The following is a 14,033-nucleotide window of genomic DNA, read 5'->3' on the forward strand; positions in this document are numbered from 1 at the left end:
GATAAATTCTCTCTGTTGGTCTGGTCTTAGTCCTGCCGTGCCACCACTTTTGATTGCACGTTTTACGCGTCGATCTTTGGTAGATACTTCCAGAAAGGATGCTAGTCTTTGGGGCGTACAACTATTGAAGGCGTTTAAAAAGCACTTTTTCCAGTATCTTCCCGATTGGGTTTGCTGTCTGAATTCTCTTTTAATTTCAAAAAAGAGGTCATCACCATTCACTGTACGCATAACTATAAACCCCTCAAAACGATTTCGTAACAAAGGCTTTTAATTATGTCAATAAATATTTTGATGCCGGCGCTGTCGCCGACGATGACGGAAGGAAATCTTGCCAAGTGGCTGAAGTCCGAGGGCGATAAGGTTGAAGCTGGCGACGTGATTGCCGAGATTGAGACCGACAAGGCGACGATGGAGGTTGAAGCCGTGGATGAAGGTGTGCTGGGCAAAATTCTTGTGGCTGAAGGCACCGAAAATGTGTCGGTGAATGATGTGATTGCTGTACTTCTGGAAGAGGGTGAGAGCGCTGATGATGTTGATGCATCGTCATTGCGAGCCGAAGGCGAAGCAATCCAGTCTAAAGGGCAAGCAGATGAAGAAGGTGGATTGCCGTGTCGTGCGAGAGCTCCTCGCAATGACGCTCAGCAAACAGAAGGCAAAGTAATTGAAAACCGCGATATTTTGTATGCGCAAGGGGCTGTGCTGGAGCCGTCGCCGTTTGATGAAGCCTCTTTTACTGAAATTCAGGATATGACGGTGCGTGAGGCGTTGCGCGACGGTATGGCCGAGGAAATGCGCGCCGATGTAAATGTCTATCTGATGGGTGAGGAGGTCGCCGAATATCAGGGTGCGTATAAGGTAAGCCAAGGGCTTTTGGATGAATTTGGTGCCAAGCGCGTGATTGATACGCCGATTACCGAGCATGGATTTGCCGGGATGGCTGTGGGATCTGCGATGAACGGTCTGAAGCCAATTGTGGAATTCATGACCTGGAACTTTGGGATGCAGGCGATCGACCATATCATCAACTCTGCCGGGAAGACACTGTATATGGCCGGTGGGCAATTGGGCTGTCCGATTGTGTTTCGTGGGCCAAACGGGGCGGCGAGCCGGGTCGGGGCGCAGCATTCGCAATGTTATGCGAGTTGGTATGCGCATGTGCCGGGATTGAAAGTTGTTGCGCCTTGGTCGGGGGCGGATGCCAAGGGCCTGATGAAGGCGGCGATTCGTGATCCGAACCCAGTGCTGATCCTTGAGAATGAATTGCTGTACGGGGAAACGCACAGTGTGCCGGTGAGTGATGAGTTTGTTATTCCGCTGGGGCGGGCGAAGATTGAGCGCAGCGGTTCGGATGTCACGATCGTGGCGTTTTCGATTATGGTGGGCAAGGCGCTCAAGGCGGCAGAAAAGCTGGCTGAGCAGGGGATTGATGCCGAGGTGATCAATTTGCGCACGATCCGCCCGCTGGATCGCTATACGATTTTGGAAAGCGTGAAGAAGACTAACCGTATTGTAACCTGCGAGGAAGGCTGGCCGTTTGCGGGAATAGGCGCGGAAATTGCGGCGCTGATCGGCGAGCATGCGTTCGATTATCTCGATGCGCCGCTGGCGCGCGTGGCGGCGGCGGATGTGCCGCTCCCCTATGCGGCGAATTTGGAGGCTTTGGCCCTGCCGCAGGCGGATGAGATTATCCATGCGGCAAGGAAGGTTTGTTATGCGGTTTGATTATACTTCCATAGCCCAGTCGATATCATTAACTTGGCTGATTGACTTTTCTTCCAGCAAATCAATAAGGTGCATGGCTCTTTTCGAACCAAGTAGAATAACGCGCAGTTGTATCTCATCAGCCACGCCTGTAGCGGCGCCCGCTTCAGCACATTCTACCTGGTTTTTGGTCATTCCTGCGCTAACCAAATCTTTACGCTTGAGAATTCCAGCTTGTAGGAACTCAAACACGACTTTGCCAAAATGGCCTCTGTTTGGATCATCCTTCTCCGTGTGCAAAAAATGGCCTGTTGTTAAAACGGCTCTATTGATATCTTGTGGTGGCGGTAAATGCATTTTTTATATCCTTTTGGGGTTTAATTATGGACCTGATAAAGAAAATTATAAACCATGTCAATAAAAATATATGGAAATTGAACTATGTCTATTAATGTAACGATGCCGGCGTTATCGCCCACCATGACCGATGGAACTTTGGCCCGGTGGCTCAAGGCGGAAGGAGATAGCGTTGAAGCTGGCGATGTGATTGCCGAGATTGAAACCGATAAGGCGACGATGGAGGTCGAGGCCGTGGATGAAGGCGTGCTGGGCAAAATTATCGTTCCGGCTGGCACCGAGAATGTGCCGGTGAATGATGTGATTGCTGTGCTTTTGGAAGATGGTGAAAGTGCGGATGACATTGGTGATGTGAGTTCTGCTTCCAAGCCCCCTGCGTCATTGCGAGCGAACGAAGGGAGCGACGCAATCCAGTCTAAAGGGCAAGCAGATGAAGAAGGTGGATTGCCGTGTTGTGCGAGAGCTCCTCGCAATGACGTTAAGGCTAGTGACGGGAATCGTGTGTTTGCATCGCCGTTGGCTAAGCGGATTGCGGCGGATAAGGGTATTGATCTTTCCGCCATTAAAGGCTCCGGTCCGCGTGGGCGTATTGTGAAGACGGATGTTGAGAATGCTAAACTGGGGGCTGCACCTATGGTGACGGCAGTCAGTGGTGCGGTGGCTCAAGCTTTGCCAGAAGATGCGAAGATAAATGTCTATGGCATGGCGTACACCGAGATTCCGAATAACAATATCAAGAAGGTTACGGCCAAGCGTCTAACCGAATCCAAGCAAAGCGTTCCGCATTTCTATCTGAGCGTGGAATGTGCGCTCGATAATTTGCTGGCAGCGCGTAAAGAACTGAATGAGAAAGCCAATGGCGAATATAAGCTGTCGGTGAATGATTTTATTGTGAAGGCGGCGGCGATGGTGCTCAAAGCCTATCCGGCGGCGAATGTAAGCTGGACCGATGAGGCTATTCACCAATATCTATCTTCGGATATCTCGGTGGCGGTGGCGACGCCGAACGGTTTGATCACGCCGATTGTGCGGGCGGCGGAAACAAAGGGTTTGCGCGCGATTTCCGATGAGGTTAAGGAGCTGGCCGGCCGGGCGCGTGAAGGCAAGCTTACCCCTGAGGAATTTCAGGGCGGAAGCTTTACAATTTCCAATCTCGGGATGTTCGGTGTGAAAGAATTTGCCGCGATCCTTAACCCGCCGCAGAGCTGCATTCTGGCGGTGGGCGCGGGCGAGCAAATGCCGCGTGTGGTGAATGGAGAGATTAAAATCCAGACGGTGATGAGTGTGACGCTTTCGACCGATCATCGCTCTGTGGATGGGGCTGTCGGGGCGCAGTGGCTGCAATACTTTAAACAATATATTGAAAATCCGGTGAGTATGCTGGTTTAAGGGGAGAGGCTATGATTGAACGTAAGCCGATTGTTGGTGTTATGGGCTCGCACGACGAGCGGTGGGAGGAGTATGCGCGTCCATTGGGTGAGTTGATTGCGCGGCGCGGATTTCATCTTATGACCGGGGCTGGCGGCGGCATTATGATTGAAGTTTGCAAGGCTTTTCAAAGCGTTAAAGGGCGCAAGGGGGTTGCTTTGGGCATTCGTCCGGCGGTGGATTATAAAGGCGAGGAGCTTTCGAAAGATGAATTTCCTAATAGCTATATCGATTTGCCGATTATTACGCCACTGAGCGCCAAGGCGCAAAGCGATGCGATGCCTTACAGCCGCAATCTGGTGAATGTGATGTCATCTAAGGCGCTTGTTATACTGCCCGGTTCGCATGGGACGCGTAATGAAGTGTCCTTGGGTTTGATGTATGAGAAACCGCTGATGCTGTTTGGACCGGATGAGGCGTTTGACCAGTTTCCGGAAGAGCCTTTGCGCTCTGATGATATTTCTCATGTTGAGCAGTTTTTTGATGATGTGTTTGGAGGGGAGGGGCAGGTATGAGTTCTCAGGAACTTGTTCTCAGCGCTCAAAATATTGAAGGAAAATATATTAAGCTTCTTTGGAGCGGACTGTTGTTTTTGGCGATCGGTCTGGCCTGTTGTATCGGCAGTTTTTATTATTTCTATATGATCGGTGAATATGATGAAGACAAGCAAAGTGTGAGGCAGATTCTCCCTTTTCTTTTGTGTTTTATTCCTGTTTATGGAGCGCAGCTTATTAAGAAGGGTTTGCGGGAAAAGAAGCTTTTTGTCCGCAGCGCCGTTAAGGAATTGCGTTTTGATAAAGAGGGTATTTCCGGGCCTATTATTTTTCTTGAGGGACGGGTGAGGGACAATTTACGTGAAATGAACAAGCCTTCTTTTAACATATCTTGGGACGATATTGATAAGTTTATCGTTGAGCCGGTTCGGGGCAGTAAAACATATGGTTCGCCGCCTTATTACAAGGTGACACGAAAAAAGACGGATGGCGGGCTTTACACATCCTATTTTATTTTGCGTAATTACTTCAGGGATCGAGAGCAGGACATTCTTGGTTTTGTAGGGGGCAAGATTTCTCAGGACCATATAATTATTAATGACGAACCGTAGAGGATGGATATGAGTGACAAGAAATTCGATGTGATTGTGATTGGTGGCGGTCCTGGCGGTTATGTCGCGGCGATCCGGGCGGCGCAGCTCAAGATGAAAGTGGCACTGGTTGAGGCCAACCATTTGGGCGGAATTTGTCTGAATTGGGGGTGCATTCCGACCAAGGCGCTGCTGCGCTCCAGCGAGGTGTTTCATCTAGCACAACATGCTGATGAATATGGCCTTAAAATCAAAGGCTTGGAATTTGATCTTCAAAAAATAGTTGAACGTTCGCGCGGGGTGGCCAAGCAGCTCTCCGGCGGGATTGGGCATTTGCTGAAAAAAAACAAAGTCACGGTGTTTGACGCGTACAGCAAACTTGAGGGCGGTGGAAAAGTGGCGCTCGAAAAAGATGGTAAGAAAACTGACACGCTTGAGGGCAAACACATTATCGTCGCAACAGGGGCGCGGGCGCGGGTCATTCCGGGTTTTGAACCAGATGGCAAGTTTGTGTGGACGTATAAGGAAGCGTTGGTGCCTGATACGATGCCGAAAAAGTTGCTGGTGATTGGCTCTGGTGCGATTGGGATTGAATTTGCTTCGTTCTTTAAGACGCTGGGGGCGGAGGTCACCGTTGTCGAGATGATGGACCGGATCGTGCCTGTAGAAGATGCGGAGATTTCCGGGATGCTGGAAAAGGCGTTGACCAAGCAGGGGATGAAGATCATTAAGAACGCGAAAGTCTCCAAGCTTGATAAAGGCAAGACGGAAGTGACCGCACATATAGAAGAGCAGGGCGGCAAGGTTGAAAAACTAACCTTTGACCGAGTGATTTCGGCGGTGGGCATTGTGGCCAATACGGAAGGATTGGGGCTGGAAAAAACCAAGGTGAAGCTGGATCGTGGACATATCGTCACTGACGGGTATCTGAAGACAGATGAGCCGGGAGTTTACGCGATTGGCGATGTTACGGGTGCGCCGTGGCTGGCGCATAAAGCCTCGCATGAGGGGATCATCTGCGTCGAAAAGATCGCCGGGGTAAAAGACGTACACCCGATGGTGAAGTCGAATATTCCGGGCTGTACCTATTGTCATCCGCAGGTGGCATCGGTGGGCCTCACCGAAGCAGCGGCGAAGGAGCAGGGCTATAAGGTCAAGGTTGGCCGCTTCCCGTTTATGGGCAACGGGAAGGCAATTGCCTTGGGTGAGCCTGAGGGCCTTGTGAAAACCGTGTTTGATGAGAAAACTGGCGAGCTGCTTGGAGCGCATATGATTGGCGCGGAAGTGACCGAAATGATCCAGGGCTATGTCATCGGCAAAACCGCCGAGCTGACTGAGGCCGAGTTCATGCATACCGTGTTCCCGCATCCGACGCTCAGCGAAATGATGCATGAGAGTGTGCTGGATGCGTATGGGAAGGCTATTCATTTTTAGCATGTTAAAGTTGGAGATATCAGATGAAAAACTTTTTACTGTTGGTTGTAATTTTTTTGAGTGGGTGTGCCGTAAATAAAACCATGTATGCTACCGGAGGCAGTAAAGCTGATGGAACAGTAACACTGTCTTATTCTTATGGTGGTTTTGAGCAGCCTGTGGTTGATTATGCTTCTGCTTTAACTACAGCAAAAGATAAGTGTAAAGCATGGGGGTATAAAAATGCAGAAGCCTTTGGTGGTGAAAGTTTAAAATGTCTTGCTTATAACGCATATGGATGTACTCAACAGCAAGTTGATGTGATGTATCAATGTTTAGACAAATAAATGACCTATAACGAAAAACTTCTCGATAAAGCCCGGCGGCATCCGGAAAAGCAGAAAAACCCGGATCGGCCGGCAGGGCGTAAGCCGGACTGGATCCGTGTACCCGCGCCACAGGGGAAGATTTACGGCGAAACCAAAGATATTGTGCGAAGGGCTAAGCTGAACACGGTATGTGAGGAGGCGGGCTGTCCGAATGTCGGAGAGTGCTGGCAGCATAAACACGCCGCGTTCATGATTATGGGCGAGGTCTGCACGCGGGCCTGCGCGTTTTGCAATGTGGCGACCGGTAAGCCCGGCGCGCTTGATCCTCTTGAGCCGTTGCGTATCGGGGTGGCGGTGAAGCAAATGGGCCTCAAACATGTTGTGGTGACGGCGGTGGATCGGGATGATTTGCCTGATGGCGGAGCGGAGCATTTCGTCAAAACCGTGCAGGGTATTCGCATGAAAAGCCCGGAAACGACCGTGGAGATCTTTCCCGGTGATTTTGGCGGCAACCAGAGCGACTGGGATACGGTTATCGGATCGCGGCCGGATGTGTTTAATCACAATATTGAAACTGTGGCGCGGCTGCATCCCACTATTCGTCCGGGGGCGCGCTATTTCCGGTCTTTACGGATGTTGCAGCGGGTTAAAGATGTCGATCCGTCGATCTTTACCAAATCCGGCCTGATGGTGGGGCTGGGCGAGACGATGGAGGAAATAGCTCAGATGATGGATGATATGCGCGCGGCCGACATTGATTTTATTACGATCGGGCAATATCTCCAGCCGACGCCGAAACATGCGCCGGTGATGAAATGGTGGAGTCCGGAAGAATTTGCAGAGCTGACCAAGCTCGCCAAGCGTAAAGGGTTTTTGATGATTTCGGCATCGCCGCTGACCCGGTCCTCGCATCATGCCGGAGATGATTTTGCGAAGTTGAAGGCTGCGCGTGAGGCGCAATTAGCCGCTCAGGCGGCAGAATAGGAGCAGTCTGGATACTCGATGCTCACCCATCTTGAAAAAAAAGTTCTTCCTTATACGCCAGAGCAGATGTATGCGCTGGTGGCGGAGGTGGACAAATATTCAGAGTTTTTGCCGTGGTGCGTGGCGAGCCGGATCAATAAACATGAAGGTGATAGCGTCTTTTACGCTGATTTAGTGGTGGGCTATAAAATGTTTCGTGAACGGTTTTCTTCAAAGGTGACGTTGGAAAGCCCTTCAGAACATGCGCCAGGGACAATTGATATTGAATATTTGCGCGGACCGTTGAGGCATCTGAAGAACCATTGGCGGTTCATTAGCGAGCCAGATGGGTCATGTCTTATTGATTTTAGTGTTGAATTTGAATTTAAAAACAAAGCACTACAGGGTTTATCTCAAGCATTTTTTCAAGAAGTTATTCGCCGGATGGTGGATGCGTTTGAACAGCGTGCATTGGCTGTGTACGGTTCACGTCGTCATTGTGGTCAACCCCCATTTTAGAGTCCATATTGGAAGTGAATTTGTTGTCTTCGTGTTGCGGCATAGATAAAGGGTCTGGAACGTAAGCCGAAGAGATCTATGCGAGGATGATAAGGGCTTTGGCCTGTATTCTTAACAGGACTGTTTAATTCCTGAGCTTCCCCTTTTGAGCCTATTAGGGGTAAAGTGAGCGTAGCTGTCAAATGGGGCCAAAAGTGCTATGGATAATCTTTCAGTTTACAAAAACGGGAGATTTCCAGCATGTCCAAGGCGGCACAAGATTCATATTTTTGGCATTTGTCTGACCAAGAGCATCAATTCATAAAGAAATATCGTGGTTTAAACCGCCTAAAATGTGCGACTCTGCTCAAATACTACCAGATCGAGGGTCGTTTCCCTGAAAAATTCAGCGATATTCCTGATATTGGGCGTAAGATTTTATCTGAAAATCTGAAAGTTCCTGATGATGTTGATCCTGACTATGATTACATGGATCGCACAGGGAAACGCTTACGGCAGAGTGTCCGCGAGTTTTTAGGAATACGGAATTCATTACCGGAAGATTGGGAAACAGCACAATCCGACCTTGTTGAAGTTTGCTTTCAGGATTTTGATGCAGAAAACGCCTTGTCACAGCTTTTGAAGCAGTGGTTTCAAGATCGAAATATAGAGCGTCCGACAGTTTTGCGCGAAGAGCGCATTCTCAATGCAGTGTCTGTAAACCTTGAAGAGCGCCGCAATCAACATATTGCCAATCTACTCTCTGATACACATCAGCAAAGTTTGGATGATTTACTCAAAACACAGACCGGCGAAACATCAGCTCTATTGGTTTTGTTGAAAGATGATCCGGGCAAACCGTGCCTGAGCAGTGTTTTCATTGAGTTATCCAAGCTGGAAAGTATTGATAATTTGTGCTTGCCACTGGATTTGTTCCCTGCCGATTGGCAAAAACTGCGTAAAACATACCGTCAGCGCGCCACGCGAGAACCGGTGCGCGAACTTCGCCGTCATCCGGATCATATCCGCTATGCTCTTCTGGCTGCGTTTTGCATGGAACGGCGCGAAGAGATCCTGGATAATCTCACAGATTTACTGATCCAGATCGTCCATAAAATTCAGGTTAAGGCTGAGCGCAGAGTGACCAAAGAAATCGCAGGTGGTGTGCGTGAGGTGTCGGCCAAGAAAGCACTGCTCTTTAAAATAGCGCAAACTGCCATCGAAAATCCTGATGCAACCATTCGTGACGCTTTGTTTCCGATTATCGGCGAAAACACATTCAATGATCTGGTCAAAGAATTCGAGGCCAGCAGTCCCTTTTACAATGAGCAAGTAGAGCTGGTGGCACGCAATTCTTACAAAAGCCATTACCGGCGGATGGTGCCGCCTATTCTAGAGGTTTTAAAATTTCGTTGTAATAATCAGCATCACAGGCCGGCGATTGATGCGATTACGATATTGAAAGACCTAAAATTCGGGCAGCGGGTATTGCGTGTTGATGTGCTGCCTATCTCCGGTATTGTTCCAAAATCTTTGCAGCCTCTTTTGATTGAGGACGGAAAGATCAACCGAATCAGCTATGAAATCTGTGTTCTTCGCGCATTACGCAATGCTCTGCGTTGCCGTGAGATGTGGGTGGAAGGGGCGCGGCGCTATCGTAATCCGGATGAAGACGTGCCGCAGGACTTTGAAGAAAAAAGAACGGCTTATTATGAAGATTTGAGCCTGCCGATACGCTCAAATGATTTTATCACCAATCTCAGGTCGCGCATGGAAAAGGCTTTGCGAACATTAAACAGCGGCCTGTACAAAAATAACAAAGTGTTTATCAGGCTGCATGGCAAAAACCTGATTAAAGTCTCCCCTCTGGAACCACAGGCAGAGTCAGCATTTCTTAAACATCTGAAATCTCAAGTTATGATGCAGTGGCCAATGACAAGTTTACTGGACGTACTCAAAGAGGCTGATTGTCAGATCGGATTTACCAATCTTCTAAAAAGCTATGGTGATCGTGAGATTTTATCACGCGATGTTTTGCAAAAGCGTCTTTTACTCTGCCTTTATGCCCTTGGGACAAATACAGGGTTGAAGCGCGTATTGGCCGGAGGCGCGGATGTGACACTTGATGAATTACGATACGTTAAGGAACGCTATGTGCATAAAGATGGCTTGAAGGCTGCCATTGCCAAGATTGTTAATGCTACATTGCAAGTCAGACAATCACAAATCTGGGGTGAAAGCACAACATCATGCGCGTCTGATTCCAAAAAGCTTCATGCCTGGGATCAAAACCTGATGAGCGAATGGCATGTACGGTATAAAGGGCGGGGTGTGATGGTGTACTGGCATGTTGAAAAAAATTCTCTCTGTGTGCATTCACAGCTCAAACGCTGTTCTTCATCGGAAGTAAGCAGCATGATCGAAGGTGTTCTGCGGCACTGCACGGACATTGAGATTGATAAACAATACGTGGATAGCCACGGGCAAAGCGAAGTGGCCTTTGCGTTTTGTGAGCTTTTGGGATTTTCACTAATGCCTCGTCTAAAAGCCATTGCCCAGCAAAAGCTCTATCTGCCTGATAATGATATGCGCTCTGAGCTTCATAATTTGCAGCCAATTCTCAAAAAACATCCGATAAACTGGGAGATGATTTCACAGCAATACGACCAGATGGTGAAATTCGCCACAGCCTTACAAAAAGGAACGGCGAGCGCAGAATCTATTCTGAACCGTTTTACCCGCAATAACCGCCAGCATCCGACTTACCAAGCTTTGGCGGAATTAGGGCGCGCCGTGAAAACCATCTTCTTATGCGAGTATCTGGATTCAGAAGAAACACGGCGTGAAATTCACGAAGCCCTCAATGTAGTCGAGAATTGCAACAGTACCGTGGATTTTATTTTCTTTGCCAGAGGCAATGAAATTTCATCGAACCAGCTTGAGGCGCAGGAGCTTTCAATCTTGTCCCTGCATCTTTTGCAAGTTTGTTTGGTTTACGTCAACACCATCATGATTCAGCAAATATTGGCAGAACCGAAAATGATGAACAAAATGCGTGAAGAAGATTTTCGTGCACTCACCCCTCTGATTTATGGACATATTACACCCTATGGCTCATTCGATCTGGACATGGATCAGAGATTGTTTCCAGAAAATGATAATTTGCTCATGGCAGCTTAAAAACAGGAAAAATAGGGTCTATCCGTAAATCGCTGATTTTAACCGTTGGATTCCGGCAGTTTTAAACCTGCGTGACATAGAGCAAAATAGGGTGTACCCTAATTTGCTATGAGCATTGCCGTTTATATCCGAGTTTCCACCCACTCACAAAAATCAGATAGCCAAAAAGCAGAAATATCACGTTGGCTGAAAGCGCATGGTCATGATTTGAGCGAGGTGATGTGGTACGAAGATCATGAAACAGGTACCACGATGAACCGCAAGGAATTTAATTTACTGACTGAAGCCGTTTTTGCCGGCGCGGTCAAAACGGTTGTGGTCTGGAAGCTGGATCGATTGGCGCGATCTATGAAAGAAGGGATCAACGTGCTTTCATCACTCTGTGAATCCGGTGTGCGCGTTGTATCCGTGACACAGCAGATTGATCTTTCCGGCACAGTTGGCCAGATGGTGGCAGGAGTCCTTTTCGGCATCGCCCAGATCGAGCATCAGCATATCAAAGAACGCCAAGCCGCAGGAATTGCAGTTGCTAAAGCAAAAGGTATTTACACCGGCCGCAAGAAAAACACAACTAAAGCCAAGCCCGAACGGGCTAAAACTTTAAAAGAACAGGGATTGACCCATGCTGAAATTGCGCAAGCACTCAACGTAACCATCCGAACGGTTGGGAATTATTTGAAAGAAGCATAGCTGGGATCTATATGCTGCAAACGATAATTTTAGGTTCTAATCCAATTTTTTCCCTGAAATATTGTCTTTGAAACTAGCGTGGCATTCCACGGTTTTGACGATCATGGCGTGATAGGTGTCCAGTATATCCTTCATATTTTTTCCTGCCGCTATCCCGGCCAGTTTTGCCGCAAGATCGTGCACAGCCTGATCGCAGGCTTTAAACGCTTCCGAATCTTCGCCAAGGATGGAAAAAATACGTTTTAGTTCCGCTTCGCTTGGCGGCGGATGGTGCGCAATTCCCCGCGCGCTTTGTTCAATGGCCGTATAATCTTCCAGAATTATTGCATCTGTCAGATTTTTCAATTCGGCATTCAGCCCCTGCATAACCTCCTTCATGGTCATATTGCTTTCGCCATGATAGCCGTGGTGCGTATCATGGGGGCTGGCGGCATGCGCCGTCATTGGACCGCCCGTTAGGAAAGCCATAATGGCCAGCCCTGTCAGTCCCAGTTTCATAATTCTCATGTTTTTTCCTCCTGCTGTGTTTCCTGTTCGAGTTCCCCGTCGCGTAAATGAAAAATATGGTCGAAACGGTCATATATTTTTTCATCATGCGTCACGGCGAGAATGGCTGCATCCTGCTCGGCTGCGACCTTTCGCAGCAAATCCATAACGATGCCCGCCCGCCCTGAATCAAGCGCCGCCGTGGGTTCGTCCGCAAGGATAATACGGGGCCTGTTGGCCAGAGCGCGGGCGATGGCTACACGCTGCGCTTCGCCGCCGGAGAGTTTGGCCGGAAAGGAATCCTTGCGGTGATCGACCTCCAGATAGGAAAGCAGTTCTTCCGCGCGATCTCTTGCCGCTGTTTTGTCATAGCCTGCCAGTTCGAGAACAAGGCCGACATTGTCCTGCGCGCTTAAAAACGGCAGCAAATTATGAAACTGAAAGATAAAGCCGATTTTTTCGAGCCGCAAAGCCCGTAAATCCGAACGCAGCCAGTGTCCGTCATACACAACGTCGTCATCCAGAACCATGTATCCTTCATTCGGTTCCAGAATACAGCCAATTACATTGAGCAAGGTTGTTTTTCCCGATCCGCTCGGCCCCAGCAGGGCGACGACCTGCCCAGCCGAAACTTCGATGTCTATATTTTTCAGGGCGTCGACGCGGACGCTGCCTTCACCGAAATGTTTGCTGATCCCGTGCAGATGAACGAGGGGGGATGACTCTGCTTTCTTATGATTGTTGTTCTTCATGGCCGCTATTTACCCTCCCAACGCCGTCGCGGGATCGACCTTGAGCGCCAGCCGCACGCCAAGACCGCTGGAGAGGATACAAACAATAAGAACGGCAGCGGCCAGCAGCAGGCCGTCCTCCGGCTGCAAAACTACGCGCCGGGGGAAGTAATCCTTGATGCTGACAATGAGCAGCGCCCCCAGCCCAAAACCGATAACGCCCATGGCCAGCGCCTGCTGCACGATCAGGCCGATGATCGTTTTGTCCGGCGCGCCGATCAGCTTGAGCGTGGCAATCTCGCGGATTTTGTCCATGGTCATGGTGTAAATGATGAGGGAGATAATCACTGCCGAAACGATCAGCAGGATGGCGGTAAACAGGCCGATCTGCTTGCGGGCCTTGTCCACGACCGAGCGGGTCAGGATGTTTTCCTGTTCCTGCTGGGTGGTGGCGGCAAAATGCTTCCACCGCTCTACCGTATTGACGATTTCTTCCGCACTGGCCTGCGGTTTTAACCGGGCGATGACGGCATTGACCGTATCCATGTCGGCTGTGTCCGGCGCGTTGCCGCGCGCAACTTCGCGGCGGGCGGCGGGCGGCGCCAGCTCGAATTGTAGTTCCTGCGAATCCAGCAGGCTCATATATATGACCGGATCGCCGCCGGAGGAGACCTGGCCGTCCGTAAGCCCGGCGACGGTAAAATGATTATCGCCAATTAAAACACGCTCGCCCGTTTTCAGCCCGGTCCGGCGGTCGGCGATTATCTCATAATGGCTGCGGGCGATAGCCCTGCCTTCTGTAATCCTGTCAGGCCCGCCCGGTCTTCCGGGTTCGTAACCAACGACATAAAGCCGTAATTTACCCGCCCCGTGGCGCGTTTCGATTGACTGGTATGTTACGGAACCCGCCGCCGCGACTCCGTGCAAACGCGCCACGGCTTCACGCGTATCGCCGGGAATACGGGAGGATTCCGCGAACGGCCCCCGCGTACCGGCTTCAACCACCCAGATATTCGCCGCCGGCGTCCGCGCCAGAGTCAGCGCATCGTCAACCAAACCTCTGTAAATGCCGATCATGGACAAAACAACCCCCAGCAGGAGGCTCAGCCCCGCGCAGGTCAGTATAAAACGACCCATGCTGTGCCTTATGTCGTGATAGGCGAGATTCAT

Annotated in this window: 14 protein-coding genes; 10 read left to right on the forward strand and 4 right to left on the reverse strand. The window is 49.8% G+C overall.

Features of this window, described 5'->3' with window-relative positions; translation table 11 throughout:
* Positions 1 to 276 precede the first annotated feature (276 nt).
* A complete protein-coding gene (locus H6859_02940; protein ID USO06167.1) occupies positions 277 to 1,725 on the forward strand; it encodes a pyruvate dehydrogenase complex E1 component subunit beta in 1,449 nt (482 codons plus the stop codon).
* Here the strand turns inward: H6859_02940 and H6859_02945 are convergent, their stop codons facing one another.
* Positions 1,726 to 2,061 carry a hypothetical protein gene (locus H6859_02945; protein ID USO06168.1) on the reverse strand — a complete coding sequence of 112 codons (336 nt, stop codon included), beginning with the start codon at positions 2,059 to 2,061 and terminating at the stop codon, positions 1,726 to 1,728. It abuts the gene before it with no gap.
* Positions 2,062 to 2,145: 84 nt separating this feature from the next.
* Between H6859_02945 and H6859_02950 the strand changes: the two genes are divergently transcribed.
* The 9 genes from H6859_02950 (at position 2,146) to H6859_02990 (ending at position 11,646) form a co-directional block, all read left to right on the forward strand.
* On the forward strand, positions 2,146 to 3,450 hold the full coding sequence (locus H6859_02950) for a pyruvate dehydrogenase complex dihydrolipoamide acetyltransferase (GenBank protein ID USO06169.1): 1,305 nt from the start codon (positions 2,146 to 2,148) through the stop codon (positions 3,448 to 3,450).
* Between the two features lie 11 nt (positions 3,451 to 3,461).
* Positions 3,462 to 4,004, forward strand: a complete 543-nt coding sequence (locus H6859_02955; protein ID USO06170.1) for a hypothetical protein — start codon at positions 3,462 to 3,464, stop codon at positions 4,002 to 4,004.
* Positions 4,001 to 4,594 carry a hypothetical protein gene (locus H6859_02960; GenBank protein ID USO06171.1) on the forward strand — a complete coding sequence of 198 codons (594 nt, stop codon included), beginning with the start codon at positions 4,001 to 4,003 and terminating at the stop codon, positions 4,592 to 4,594. The genes H6859_02955 and H6859_02960 overlap by 4 nt, the downstream gene beginning before the upstream one ends.
* Before the next feature lie 9 nt (positions 4,595 to 4,603).
* Positions 4,604 to 6,007 carry a dihydrolipoyl dehydrogenase gene (gene lpdA / locus H6859_02965; protein ID USO06172.1) on the forward strand — a complete coding sequence of 468 codons (1,404 nt, stop codon included), beginning with the start codon at positions 4,604 to 4,606 and terminating at the stop codon, positions 6,005 to 6,007.
* Positions 6,008 to 6,030: 23 nt separating this feature from the next.
* On the forward strand, positions 6,031 to 6,333 hold the full coding sequence (locus tag H6859_02970) for a hypothetical protein (GenBank protein ID USO06173.1): 303 nt from the start codon (positions 6,031 to 6,033) through the stop codon (positions 6,331 to 6,333).
* The gene (gene lipA, locus H6859_02975; protein USO06174.1) at positions 6,334 to 7,299 is read left to right on the forward strand and encodes a lipoyl synthase; all 966 of its coding nucleotides are present in this window, start codon (positions 6,334 to 6,336) and stop codon (positions 7,297 to 7,299) included. It begins immediately after the preceding gene.
* A gap of 18 nt (positions 7,300 to 7,317) precedes the next feature.
* Positions 7,318 to 7,797: a type II toxin-antitoxin system RatA family toxin gene (locus H6859_02980; protein USO06175.1), complete on the forward strand. Its 480-nt coding sequence runs from the start codon at positions 7,318 to 7,320 to the stop codon at positions 7,795 to 7,797.
* 240 nt (positions 7,798 to 8,037) lie between these two features.
* Positions 8,038 to 10,956 carry a Tn3 family transposase gene (locus H6859_02985; protein ID USO06176.1) on the forward strand — a complete coding sequence of 973 codons (2,919 nt, stop codon included), beginning with the start codon at positions 8,038 to 8,040 and terminating at the stop codon, positions 10,954 to 10,956.
* A 108-nt stretch (positions 10,957 to 11,064) separates the two neighbouring features.
* On the forward strand, positions 11,065 to 11,646 hold the full coding sequence (locus tag H6859_02990; GenBank protein USO06177.1) for a recombinase family protein: 582 nt from the start codon (positions 11,065 to 11,067) through the stop codon (positions 11,644 to 11,646).
* A 36-nt stretch (positions 11,647 to 11,682) separates the two neighbouring features.
* On the opposite strand, the gene H6859_02995 is transcribed toward H6859_02990, so the two are convergent.
* From H6859_02995 to H6859_03005, 3 genes are read right to left on the reverse strand one after another with little or no spacing between them, the layout of a single operon-like run.
* A complete protein-coding gene (locus H6859_02995) occupies positions 11,683 to 12,153 on the reverse strand; it encodes a hypothetical protein (GenBank protein USO06178.1) in 471 nt (156 codons plus the stop codon).
* On the reverse strand, positions 12,150 to 12,884 hold the full coding sequence (locus H6859_03000; GenBank protein USO06179.1) for an ABC transporter ATP-binding protein: 735 nt from the start codon (positions 12,882 to 12,884) through the stop codon (positions 12,150 to 12,152). Before H6859_03000 ends, H6859_02995 begins: the two co-directional genes overlap by 4 nt.
* 9 nt (positions 12,885 to 12,893) lie before the next feature.
* Positions 12,894 to 14,033, reverse strand: coding sequence for an ABC transporter permease (locus H6859_03005; protein USO06674.1), 1,140 nt, complete (start codon positions 14,031 to 14,033; stop codon positions 12,894 to 12,896).

The sequence above is a fragment of the Rhodospirillales bacterium genome, assembly GCA_023898785.1.
GTDB lineage: Bacteria > Pseudomonadota > Alphaproteobacteria > Micavibrionales > Micavibrionaceae > TMED27.

Bases quoted from the DNA above. Each gene is read 5' to 3' on its own strand.
- H6859_02955 (USO06170.1), top strand. From the start codon at position 3,462: ATGATTGAACGTAAGCCGATTGTTGGTGTTATGGGCTCGCACGACGAG.
- H6859_02985 (USO06176.1), top strand. From the start codon at position 8,038: ATGTCCAAGGCGGCACAAGATTCATATTTTTGGCATTTGTCTGACCAA.
- lpdA (USO06172.1), top strand. From the start codon at position 4,604: ATGAGTGACAAGAAATTCGATGTGATTGTGATTGGTGGCGGTCCTGGC.
- H6859_02940 (USO06167.1), top strand. From the start codon at position 277: ATGTCAATAAATATTTTGATGCCGGCGCTGTCGCCGACGATGACGGAA.
- H6859_03005 (USO06674.1), bottom strand. From the start codon at position 14,033: ATGAATCTCGCCTATCACGACATAAGGCACAGCATGGGTCGTTTTATA.
- lipA (USO06174.1), top strand. From the start codon at position 6,334: ATGACCTATAACGAAAAACTTCTCGATAAAGCCCGGCGGCATCCGGAA.
- H6859_03000 (USO06179.1), bottom strand. From the start codon at position 12,884: ATGAAGAACAACAATCATAAGAAAGCAGAGTCATCCCCCCTCGTTCAT.
- H6859_02950 (USO06169.1), top strand. From the start codon at position 2,146: ATGTCTATTAATGTAACGATGCCGGCGTTATCGCCCACCATGACCGAT.
- H6859_02960 (USO06171.1), top strand. From the start codon at position 4,001: ATGAGTTCTCAGGAACTTGTTCTCAGCGCTCAAAATATTGAAGGAAAA.
- H6859_02970 (USO06173.1), top strand. From the start codon at position 6,031: ATGAAAAACTTTTTACTGTTGGTTGTAATTTTTTTGAGTGGGTGTGCC.
- H6859_02990 (USO06177.1), top strand. From the start codon at position 11,065: ATGAGCATTGCCGTTTATATCCGAGTTTCCACCCACTCACAAAAATCA.
- H6859_02945 (USO06168.1), bottom strand. From the start codon at position 2,061: ATGCATTTACCGCCACCACAAGATATCAATAGAGCCGTTTTAACAACA.
- H6859_02980 (USO06175.1), top strand. From the start codon at position 7,318: ATGCTCACCCATCTTGAAAAAAAAGTTCTTCCTTATACGCCAGAGCAG.
- H6859_02995 (USO06178.1), bottom strand. From the start codon at position 12,153: ATGAGAATTATGAAACTGGGACTGACAGGGCTGGCCATTATGGCTTTC.